This is a genomic window from Streptococcus suis (assembly GCF_002964575.1).
Classification (GTDB): domain Bacteria; phylum Bacillota; class Bacilli; order Lactobacillales; family Streptococcaceae; genus Streptococcus; species Streptococcus suis_R.
The window spans coordinates 170,707-181,383 of sequence record NZ_POQQ01000026.1; the positions used below are offsets into that span (position 1 = coordinate 170,707).

The 10,677-nt window shown below is 33.2% G+C and carries 13 protein-coding genes; 2 read left to right on the forward strand and 11 right to left on the reverse strand.

What is annotated here, in order from left to right:
* Positions 1–23: 23 nt before the first annotated feature.
* From C1E58_RS02490 to C1E58_RS02520, 7 genes are all read right to left on the reverse strand, one after another.
* Positions 24–1,733, reverse strand: a complete 1,710-nt coding sequence (locus C1E58_RS02490) for an ATP-binding cassette domain-containing protein (RefSeq protein WP_105209212.1) — start codon at positions 1,731–1,733, stop codon at positions 24–26.
* Between the two features lie 10 nt (positions 1,734–1,743).
* On the reverse strand, positions 1,744–2,865 hold the full coding sequence (locus C1E58_RS02495) for a lanthionine synthetase LanC family protein (RefSeq protein ID WP_105209213.1): 1,122 nt from the start codon (positions 2,863–2,865) through the stop codon (positions 1,744–1,746).
* A 275-nt stretch (positions 2,866–3,140) separates the two neighbouring features.
* The gene (locus tag C1E58_RS02500) at positions 3,141–3,431 is read right to left on the reverse strand and encodes a hypothetical protein (RefSeq protein WP_161951256.1); all 291 of its coding nucleotides are present in this window, start codon (positions 3,429–3,431) and stop codon (positions 3,141–3,143) included.
* Between the two features lie 49 nt (positions 3,432–3,480).
* Positions 3,481–3,870, reverse strand: coding sequence for a DUF5945 family protein (locus C1E58_RS02505; protein WP_105209215.1), 390 nt, complete (start codon positions 3,868–3,870; stop codon positions 3,481–3,483).
* Positions 3,867–4,094, reverse strand: a complete 228-nt coding sequence (locus C1E58_RS02510; RefSeq protein WP_000110922.1) for a DUF5965 family protein — start codon at positions 4,092–4,094, stop codon at positions 3,867–3,869. Before C1E58_RS02510 ends, C1E58_RS02505 begins: the two co-directional genes overlap by 4 nt.
* Before the next feature lie 27 nt (positions 4,095–4,121).
* Positions 4,122–5,222: a toprim domain-containing protein gene (locus C1E58_RS02515; RefSeq protein WP_105209216.1), complete on the reverse strand. Its 1,101-nt coding sequence runs from the start codon at positions 5,220–5,222 to the stop codon at positions 4,122–4,124.
* 40 nt (positions 5,223–5,262) lie between these two features.
* On the reverse strand, positions 5,263–5,901 hold the full coding sequence (locus C1E58_RS02520; RefSeq protein WP_105209217.1) for a peptidylprolyl isomerase: 639 nt from the start codon (positions 5,899–5,901) through the stop codon (positions 5,263–5,265).
* Between the two features lie 131 nt (positions 5,902–6,032).
* On the opposite strand from C1E58_RS02520, the gene C1E58_RS02525 reads away from it, so the two are divergent.
* Positions 6,033–6,746, forward strand: coding sequence for a methyltransferase domain-containing protein (locus tag C1E58_RS02525; RefSeq protein ID WP_044762365.1), 714 nt, complete (start codon positions 6,033–6,035; stop codon positions 6,744–6,746).
* Here the strand turns inward: C1E58_RS02525 and C1E58_RS02530 are convergent.
* A complete protein-coding gene (locus C1E58_RS02530; RefSeq protein WP_044762363.1) occupies positions 6,743–7,726 on the reverse strand; it encodes a hypothetical protein in 984 nt (327 codons plus the stop codon). The two genes, C1E58_RS02525 and C1E58_RS02530, sit on opposite strands and share 4 nt — an antisense overlap.
* A 91-nt stretch (positions 7,727–7,817) precedes the next feature.
* On the opposite strand from C1E58_RS02530, the gene C1E58_RS02535 reads away from it, so the two are divergent.
* Positions 7,818–8,705, forward strand: a complete 888-nt coding sequence (locus C1E58_RS02535; protein ID WP_105209218.1) for a tyrosine-type recombinase/integrase — start codon at positions 7,818–7,820, stop codon at positions 8,703–8,705.
* A gap of 44 nt (positions 8,706–8,749) precedes the next feature.
* Here C1E58_RS02535 and C1E58_RS02540 read toward each other — a convergent pair whose 3' ends face one another.
* The 3 genes from C1E58_RS02540 to C1E58_RS02550 form a co-directional block, all read right to left on the reverse strand.
* Positions 8,750–9,049, reverse strand: coding sequence for a DUF5966 family protein (locus tag C1E58_RS02540; RefSeq protein ID WP_024380487.1), 300 nt, complete (start codon positions 9,047–9,049; stop codon positions 8,750–8,752).
* Positions 9,050–9,062: 13 nt separating this feature from the next.
* On the reverse strand, positions 9,063–9,362 hold the full coding sequence (locus C1E58_RS02545; protein WP_000194866.1) for a DUF5962 family protein: 300 nt from the start codon (positions 9,360–9,362) through the stop codon (positions 9,063–9,065).
* Positions 9,363–9,432: 70 nt separating this feature from the next.
* Positions 9,433–10,677 (reverse strand): helicase C-terminal domain-containing protein (locus tag C1E58_RS02550; RefSeq protein ID WP_238142217.1); only part of this gene is annotated, 1,245 nt, incomplete at its 5' end.

Below are 10,677 nucleotides of genomic sequence, written 5' to 3' on the forward strand. Positions count from 1 at the left end.
AAAAATTTGCTGTAACATTCATTCTAACAGCCTTTGTCTGAACGTACATATTCTCGGTACTCAGCGTTCTTTAGTAAGTTTTCATGCTGCCCTATTAAAGCAACCGTTCCATTTTTCATGAATATTACATTATCTGAAGCACTTAGCAACTCTATCTTGTGAGTAGTAACTATGACTATTTTATCATCAAGGTAATCTCGTATAAATTCTATAATCCTTCGTGAATTTTCCGTATCAAGCATTGACTGAGGCTCATCAAATAAATATATATCAGCTTCCTTAAAAATAGTTCTAGCAATTGCCAACTTTTGCCATTCCCCACCCGAAAGATTCTCGCTTTTATCAAACCAACTACCTAAAATTGAATTTAAACCATTGTCAAGTTTCCGTATTCTATCAATCAAAGATAATTTAATAAGTAATTTTTCTACCAATTCTACATCATATTTTTTTGAATAATTACCTAAAATTACATTTTCTAAAACACTAAACTCATAACGTTTAAAGTCTTGAAATAGCTGTGATGAGCGAAAATTTATGACATTTGAAGAGATACTATCTTGACCATTAATAACAATATTTCCGGAAGATGCAGAATACAGTCCAGAAATAACATTCAATAAAGTGGTCTTTCCAGATCCGTTCGGACCAATGATGTAATAAAAATTTCTATTCAATGAAAATGAAATATTTTTTAGGATTTTCTTATCTCCTTTACAAAAATCAACATTCTGGAATTCTAAAACTGACACTCGATAATCTGAATCAATTTGACTATTATTTTTGAAATATTGAAGTACTTCAATCAATTCCTTTACATACATACTATTTTTTTGGTAGTTAATAATATCAGAACTCAATGCTTTGCTATTCTCTAATACCTGGTATGCTAATTGAATTATCGCAACAACACTACCAAGGTATATTTCCCCAGAACCAAGCTTCCAGAATATATAATACATCATTACAATGACAATCATTCCACCACTTATTTCAGGTAATAGTGACATTACAATATCGTATTTAAACATATTTTTACTATCTGTCTTAAAAGATTCAACATTACATTTATATATTTCTATTAAATAACTTAAAAAATTAAATACTTTGTTTTCCTTAAAAGCATTATCTTGAGTCAACAAAAATGTAATATACCAATTTTCCTTCTTTTTTTCTGTCTGTTGATACTCAATCGAATAAGATTTTTTTATGATATTGATGTATTGCTTATAAAAAACAAATGGGAAGATTAGTAAGACTATTCCGACATATGTATTCCAACTAGATAAATACACTATAGATATTGCCAATGATAAAGACATCGACAGCATGGAAATAATAAGTGAAAAATTTCCAACAATACTTCCTAAAGAGTTTTCTACTACACGTTTAATTTTATTTTGATAATCAGATACTTCAAATTCTTCTAAGCTTAGATGGCTAGATGAAATAATAATCTTTTCAACCAACTCTGTCCCAACATTGAGTTGTATAATTTCATTTAGATAAGCCAATAATTTACTACATACAAACGATAAAATTAATAAGAAAAAATATTTTATTACGTAATTGTTTAAATAACCAAAACTTTCATTACCAGAACTTGTGACTTGATTTAAAAAATCTTGTAAAATATAAACATTGACAATAGGTAAAACTCCTGAAAGTATTGTAACAAAAACATAAAACTTATTTTTTTTTGCAATTTCTATAAACATTTTCCTAGTTGTCATACTAATTCACCTAAAAACCTAAAATACTATCCCACTCTAAATTGGTACTAGATTTTAAACACAGCAGTACAAGAAATTCACCAATTATTCCATCTAATAATGAAAATTTCTCTCTATCTTTAGCAATGTCTAAATTAATAAATTTAATATTAGATTCAATATAATCCATATCTTTCAAATAATACAATGCTCCACTAATACCGTGGCAAAAGCTTTTTGAATCCTCCCATATTTCTTGAGGGGCATTTTGCATAAGTCTAAGAAAGTTTTCCTCAACTTTATGAGCCTCTCTCACATTTCCTATGACAATTAATGCTTTTTTTAAAGCAGCACTTATTCCTACCATCCCCCTACACCAAGTTATACTCGTAATTGTTTGTTCTGAATTATAAAACAAAACATCACGCCATATTTGTATGTTATTATGCATTTCAATCCTATTGTAATAGACTTCCAAAATATTTAATATTATTTCCCTTATTTCATTTTTAAGTTCTTTATCTGTTACTCTAGGAGAAATATACATATCTGAGAACATTGACAATACTCCTGCTAATCCATGACTAATTCCAAAGTCATAAACCTCCCCTCCAGAAATACCAATACTTTCTGATTCATTCAAGAAAAGTATCTCTTCTTTTTCCGAAATTTTTATATCAAGATTATGAAATTGCTCCTTATAAAAAGTTACAATATCATCAAATATATAGTCAAACTCATTGTTTTTATAATTAAGTAAAAATTTAATCCAACCATTCATACCGCTAATCAAATCAAGACATTCACCATTCAATTTGCATTCATAATTACATATAGAAGAGATTTTTCTAACTAAATTTTTTGCTATATATTCAATTTCAAAATCCATATTAGTGCACATCTGCAAAGCTAATCCAAGTCCACTCAATCCGTCAAATAGTCCTAAAGAATTACTCTCTACATATAAAAGTGGGAGAAGCTTATTACAATATTGAGTTCTTAATAATTCATACTCTTCTTTTGTAATCAACTTTAAATCTAACATTTTTTTAGCAACTAATAATTGTCCTGCGATACCAGAGTTCAAAGAGTAATCTGTTTTAATATCTTTAGACAATATATATATTCCAAATGATTTTAATCCTATTACCATGTAGAACCTCGTTAAGTGAGTTATAATTTGCAAATACTAGTACAATATACCTTTTTCTATTATACTACTTTTTAAAACGCTAGTAAAATTATATTCAAAAATACCAGGCCGTACGCATGAAAAAATTAAAGTTGATAAACCATTCGTAGATTTCTTAGAGGGTCTCTTACATCTTTTTCGCATGAAAACGAGTCAGACTTATACTATGTTTTTGGTTATGAAAACTGTTCTCTCTGCCCTATCTTTAGGCAAATAAATCTCTACCAGTTTATTACTTAGCTACTATTATTTCGCCTACCTTGTCTAAATCTCTCAATGTTTTTTTCCAATTGTTCCGTGTCAAGTTTATTTTTCGCTTCCTGAATCGACCTATCAAGACTTTGTTCCTCAGTGGTTATTTCATTTCGAGATATTTCTACTCTCTCACTAGACTTGAAATTTGGATCAAAGACCACATCTAGGAGTTGTTCTACTTTGGTTAGTTCAGTATCTGACATCTCTGATAGTCGATGAATCAGTCGTTTAAATCGGTCTTGATTCTGTGTTTTCTTTTGAAAAAATCTCATTATCTTCTCCTTACATTGTAAAAAGGTAGCCCGCATAGGACTACCTGACTTATAAATCATCAATGGCTACTGAAATAGCCTGTAACTTTTTATTTTGGATTTTCTTTTCATCAATCAATTGATGAAGTTCTTCAATTTGCTTTTGACAGGCGGAAATATCCTTGTTGTTTTGTGCAATGGTTTCAGCCAAATGTTGTTTATAGCCACTTGTGATATTCACGTTCTTCGGCTGACTTTGCTTAACTTTTGATTCAGACGTTTGGTAATCTTTAGATTTTGACTCCTTTTGTTGCTGTTCAAAAGCAGCCACATAGTCTACTTCTTCAATTGGTTTTTCATCTTGTTTATGGAAAAGTGCTGCAATTTTTGCTCGTTCTTCATGGGATGATGTTGGTTTCACATCATCTAGTGGCTGATCAAAATTCCATGTTTTACTCATTCTGTATCCTCATTTCTGTAATTTGGGTGTAGTGTGGTTTCTTTACCAAAGGCTTGCTCTAGTGCTTCATGAAATGACAACTGACTAGATTGTTGCCGTTTGATAAAGGTACTGTACATAGCTGTTTGTAGTTGGTCACGATAGTGTTCCAATTTCTCCGTCTCACGTGAGACCTTTTCTTCTTGTCTAGCTACTTTTTCAGCCAGACGTTCAATCACACTCATAGGGTGTCCTCCTTGTCACATTCTAGATTATGATAGCGGACTTGATTTTGTTATCACATCAAAAGTGTGCTCTCGTTTAGGTGGAGGATGATCTCTAATGACTTTTGTTTGGGCTGACTGGATAAGATCTCTTAAAGATAATTCCTTTTGTCGTTTCACAATATCATTCCAATCTAACTTTGTTTCAAGTCCTTGCAATGGTGGTAAATCTTGAGAAAGCGGAAGTCCTTTATCTGACAGTTTCTGACAAAATTCTCTTCCTGCCTCATCGTTATCAACAGCCAATGTTAATGCATTTGAATGAGTTTGGAAGAAGGTTGTCGTCTCTTGTATTGCCTGAAGATAATGACTAAGTCTGCTTGGATTTACTGTATCTAGAAATGCCAATTTCCCCTGTTCCTCTGCTGCTAGACGCAAGGTCTGATAAGCAATCACAGAAAGTTTTAAACCTTCCATTGAAATCAGGCGAACATCGGATAATTGCTTTTGGTAAAGCTGATAATAACTCATCATATCGATAACTGATTCACAAAAAATGAGTCGCTTAGGATTCCCAATATCGAAACTAATACCGACATAGCCATGAGATCCTTTCATGATTTTTTTGAGATAACCTCGATCGTGTTTTTCTTCATTTTTGACGAGACCTTGAAGGCTTGCGGCCTGTAAGGTCCCGTTGTGGTCATAGCTTTTTAACACTAATACGGGCTCCGATTGATAAGTAGCTTGAGCAAGCAATCCTTGTCTGCCAAAGGTATTGATAGTCTGATCACTTAGGCCACGAACATCTTTCAAGTAAGTACGTGCTTGCTGAAAGGGTTCTTCATGCAAATAATATTGGAAGGTTTTATAAGTTTCTTCTATCACCTTAGCTTGTTCAAAGCCTCCAGTTTCAAGGTAAGACAAGGCATCTTTGAAAGACACTCCTGCCACTAACTGTACAAAGTCTATCACATCCCCTTGTATATCTCTTGAAAACCATTTGAAAGTATTAGTATCCGCAAAAATCCGAAAGGAATCATGGTCTGGGTGTTCATAAATGTGTCCTGATAAACGTCTGAAGGAATAACCCAGACTTTCAGCCACATCTAAAATAGCCTTTTGTTTTACTGCTTTAATTCGTGTCATCTTGTCTCCCTATCAAAAAAAAGCAGAAGACTGTCTCCTGCTAGTTGTTCTCACTTGTTGTAGTTCCTTGGATCGTTGGTATGCTGGAATTAGCACCATTTGTGGCTTCTTTCATGTCCTCCAGTTTCCCATTCCAAATGGTCAACTGATTAACCAGGAGCTTGTCGGAAACTTTGGAGTAGGATAACATAACCGTCTTGGTTTCTGTCTGAGTCGTTCGCTGTTGTTGCTCACTCAAATCAGAAACATAGGTCACTTGATAGGTAACTTCCGCAAGTGCAACATTGCTTTCTGTATTGACATAGATACTGGCTGATTCAAATCGGTAGTCCAGCATATAATCTTTATAAACTTGATTGATTGCTTCATTCTGGTGTGATTTTTCTTCTGAAAATGCTGAGTCCGTCATGTAGGGTTTGATACGAGTGTTATTTTCTCCTAGCTGGACCTTTGTATAATATTGTGTGAGAAATTCTTTGACAAGCTCATCTGATAGGACTGTCGCTCTTTCCTCCTGCTTTTCCTTTGTCACAAGTTTATTGGCTTCTGCTCGTATTTGGTTCTCTGTTTGCTTTGAAATGGTTTGTGAGCCAATCGTGTAGCCAATCATGACCATAAAACTGACTGCGATTAAACCTCCTAATCCAATCAGAAATCGAGCTTTCACTTTATTTAACATGGCTTACTCCTCTATTAGTGATAGCTTCATCATATCAAGATTAGCTTGGAGATTTTATCACAAGAAAATATGATTAACTACAAAATATGGTATACTAGTGATAATAAATTGTTATCGATAGGAGATTGAAAGTGAATGATAAAGTAGATTTAGCTGAAATAGAAAAGTTTTATAATGAGCATGAAGTTATCTGGTATAACAGTTGGTATAGATATACTAATAAATCAATTGAATTATTTTTACAGAAAAATTGTAGTTTTTCTAATGATGGAATTATTCTAAATGCAGGATCTGGAGGGAATACTTATGGGCTATCAGGGAACACAATCCATATGGATATTGCTGAAAAAACATTAAGTACAATTTCTCACAAAATTATTGGAAATATAGAGAATATTCCTGTTAGCGATGAGTACTTTGATCATATTATCTGTGTAGGTTCTGTGATAAATTATTGTGATGCTAGCAAAGTAATTAGTGAATTTGAGCGTGTGTTAAAGGTTGATGGTACTTTGTATTTAGAATTTGAACCTAGCAATAGTTTTGAGTATTTTGGAAGTAATAAATTTAAAAAATCCGTTTCTATAATTGAAACGGATTACTTAAAGACTAAACATCGTAATTGGATTTTTTCCATTAAATATATTGAAAACTTATTGAAATCACAAGGATTTCAAATTAATAAAAAACAGCAATTTCATATAATAAGTTCTATTATTCTGAGAATAACAAATAACTACGATCTTGCAGCAAAGTTCACCGGACTAGATAAGATTTTTAAATTTTTTCCAGGAATTCGAAACTGTTCTAGTAATATAATTTTGAAATGTACTAAAATTCACTAGACAGTATCTTTTTTTAGTAAGGATGGGAGTATGCCAACGATTATGCTAGAAATTCCACCAATTATTGGGGTAAAGTTTGTAGTTGTATCAATTCCAAAAAAATTAAATATTTTATAATACACAATGATAATAATTGGAAAAGCGAATATTGATATAAACATAGATGTTAAATTATGGTTTAGTTTCTTTTTAGGTGCAGGTAACTTTTCAACGCTACCTGCACTTTTGAGTTTATCTTTATTAACTTCAATAAACTGCAATGGTTCAGGTAACTCTTCAAGTTTATTTTGAATACTAGAAAAAGTATTTTGGATTTGATTATTGTATCGAAGTCTTTCACTTTCACTAAAAAATGGTGCATACCAATTTACATAGTATTCAAAATATAAAGATTGGACAATTCTAATATAAGTTTCTTTGGGAATTGTCTTTATGTTAGTATTTGAATTAATCATTAATTTAGCTTCGAAGCTGCTGAACTCATTATTAATCCCTAAAGGTAGTGTATGGTAATCAGCGTCTATAGTAAAAAAATTCTCTATTGATAGAATAGTTTTAAATATTTTACTCTCATCGTCAACTTCAACTCCGTTATTCTTATTACTAATTTCACAGATGAAATATGTGACCTCTAATAAATTGGATATAAACATTCTCAGTTCATTTAAATAGCTAAGATAAGTATTATTTTTTCTGTATGCATCTTCAACAGCTATATACTCAATTACGACTGTTTTAGTGGATCTTAAGTATGTACACATTGCTAAACCAATATTTGTATCGTTTAGGAAGAGAGAGAAAAAGTAGCTCTCAAATTCTACAGTTTTATTATCTAACCAATATGTTAGCTCATTTGTGTTTGTTCTAATGTCTGAAGGAGTAACTCTTGAATAAATTTTAACAGAATCAATATAGTCAATATCGGATGATGACTTAATTAACTTAATTTTGTAATTATTTTCAAGATATTGGTTGCTCATTTTCAATCTCCTATCGATAACAATTTATTATCACTATACAAAGCGTCAAAATCAGTCTATAATAGCGTCATTATCGTTAAAGGAGACTATCATGGATTATACTATTATTTCTAACTACTTGGATTATTGTAAAGCTCATAAACGCTTGAGTACACACACCTTGCGGGCTTATAAAAACGATTTAATGCAATTTTACAATTCCAATTACGAATGTGTGGTAAGTTATATTGAAGGTTTAACAAATTCAAACTTAAAGACTAGTACTTTACGGCGAAAAATCGCAAGTTTAAAAGTGTTCTATGGCTATCTTCAATTGAAAAATGTTATTACCGACAATCCCTTTAATCAATTACGGTTTCAATTTCGAGCAGAAAAAACATTGCCGAAGACAATTCCTCACGATAGTTTAAAAATACTATATACCTATCTACAAAAGAAGATTATCTCAGCCAAAACTATTTATCAAAAACAGAAAGCTGAAAGAAATTTGTTAATTGTCTCCCTATTACTTTCTACTGGCATTCGGATTTCTGAGCTGTGCCATATTCAAATCAAGGATATCAATCTCACTGAACAAACACTCCAAATTCTAGGAAAAGGTAAAAAAGAGCGTATGATTTTTATTGGGGATGAACGAACTTTTCAGTTATTAAAAGCTTATATCACTTGTTATTGCAATCATACAGACGATTATTTATTTCCCGGAAAATCCCTAAAAAAACCACTGACAGAACAAAGTGTTCGTTTGCTTCTAAAAACAGCCAAAATACAAACCAGACTCACTACAACTATTACACCTCATATGTTTCGTCACAGCTTTGCTACGATGTTATTAGATAACGATGTCGATATTCGGTACATCCAGCAGATACTTGGACACAGTTCTATTTCGATTACTCAAATATATACACACGTATCACAATCAAGACAAAAAGAGATACTAAGTTCCTATAATCCAATTTCATCTATCTACACTTAATCAAAAACAGACAAAAATAAAAGACTACCTAGAATCAGGTAGCCCTATTTGTATTCCGTAATTCTACTTTTCACGAGGTTGGTCATAAGTCCAAGCACTAGCAGAATATTAAAAATAATAAAAAATCCTGTAAAACTCCAAATACCATTGGCGACTAAATCTTCTGTATAGAGGTATCTCTCAGTAAAGAAGAGGTAGATTCCATAGATTTCTATAAAGACTAATCCACTGATGAGTCCGATAAGAAACAAAGCAGCTGAAACTTTCACAATCCGATATAGGACAAACAACATCAGTCCTATTGCTGCGATAATCAAAAGGCTTTGTAGAATTTGCTCCAACATCTTACACCTCTTTCTAGGCTAATTGCTTGCGATAGTAGTCAGCCTGTCTCTTGTCTAAATCATCTAGTTGGGCAACCAAATCAAGGTATTCCGTCTTTGTCACCTCATCTAAGCTAGGAAAATCATTCTCACGACTTGTGATGATGAGTTCCAGCTGTCCAGTAATTTCACGCCTTGAAAAACTGTAATCAAAGGTCTCATCTTCATACTGTTCCTTTAAAGTTTGGTAGTTTGCCCTATCTTCTGAACTCGTAAAGCCTTGTGACAACCATTCTTCTAGTTGATAACGCATTTCTTCTAGTGTTTGGGTCATGATCTATTCTCCTTTTGTGATTTCTTGACTTCATTTTACCGCGTTCAAAATTATTTGTCAGCCTTTTTTCTTATATCTCAAGTGCTATTTGTTGCTTCTTTTGGGGTGTTGTATCTTCACTAAACTTGGCCAAAGCTGCATCTATCTCTTCAATCTCTGCTTCTTTTTCAACCAAGGGAGCTAAAACATCATACTTAGCCTTTACAAGCTGATAGTCCTCTTCCTTTGGAAAGACTTTTTCAACTTCTACTTTGGCTACTCGTAGTTTATCTTTTAAATCCTTTACCAGCTCTTGCGTCTTTTCTTGGTCATCTATAATATGGTCAATGGCATTACTAATCCGTTGAATGGTTCCCACGTCTGATTTCAAATCAAGGGCGACTGTATATTGATTATCACCTACAATCATCAAAGAAACCGTCTCTGGTAAGGGCTCACTAGGACCTCGTGTCGTCATTTTTAAGTCAAATCCTCTAAAGCTGGCAAGTGTTCTGACTTCCTTGGTCTCTGAGCGGTTATAGGTAATGAGTTTTCGCAGGTAGTCCCCTGCTTCTGCACGATTATCCATTGCTTGATTGTCAAATTTCATGACAAAATCTTGCGACTTTGTTGCCAAAGATTGGACAATATCCTTATCATATTGACTCAACCGTTTTTCCATAATAGGGAGGTGCTTCTCGCAATAGGAAACTGTGTGGCGGTATTCATCTTTTGAGCGATTAAAAGCTCGTTTTTGATTTTCTAAAACTGTCAGTTCATTTTCCAATTCCATTTTGAGTTTGAGGTAGGGGTTTCCAGTTGCCAAGGCCTTAAAGTCAGAAGCTGTCATGGTTTGTTCATCAATGTCTTCAGCTGATCTCACAGGATCTTTTGAGGTCATTATTTGGGTGATATACTTGAGTTTATTCTCCTGTGTCTGCCAAAGATAATTGTCGAAGCTCCCTTTGGTAATATAGTGATAAATATCTACCTCCTGGTGCATGTTTCCCTGCCGAATCAGTCGTCCATTTCGCTGGACAATGTCTGAGGGTCTCCAAGGAACATCTAAGTGGTGAACAGCTTTCATGCGTGATTGCACGTTTAGCCCCGTTCCACCTTTTTCAGTCGAAGCCATGAGAATTCGTACTTCCCCACTATTGACCTTGCGTGAGAGAGAATTTTTCTTCTCATCGGTATTGGCATCGTGTACAAAAGCAATCTGATCTTTTGGAATCCCTCGATCGACAAGCAAGTCCTTAAGTTCATTGTAAACATCAAATCCTTCTTCCTTACTTTTAGGCGTTCCAATATCAGAGAAAATCATCTGAGTGGCTCT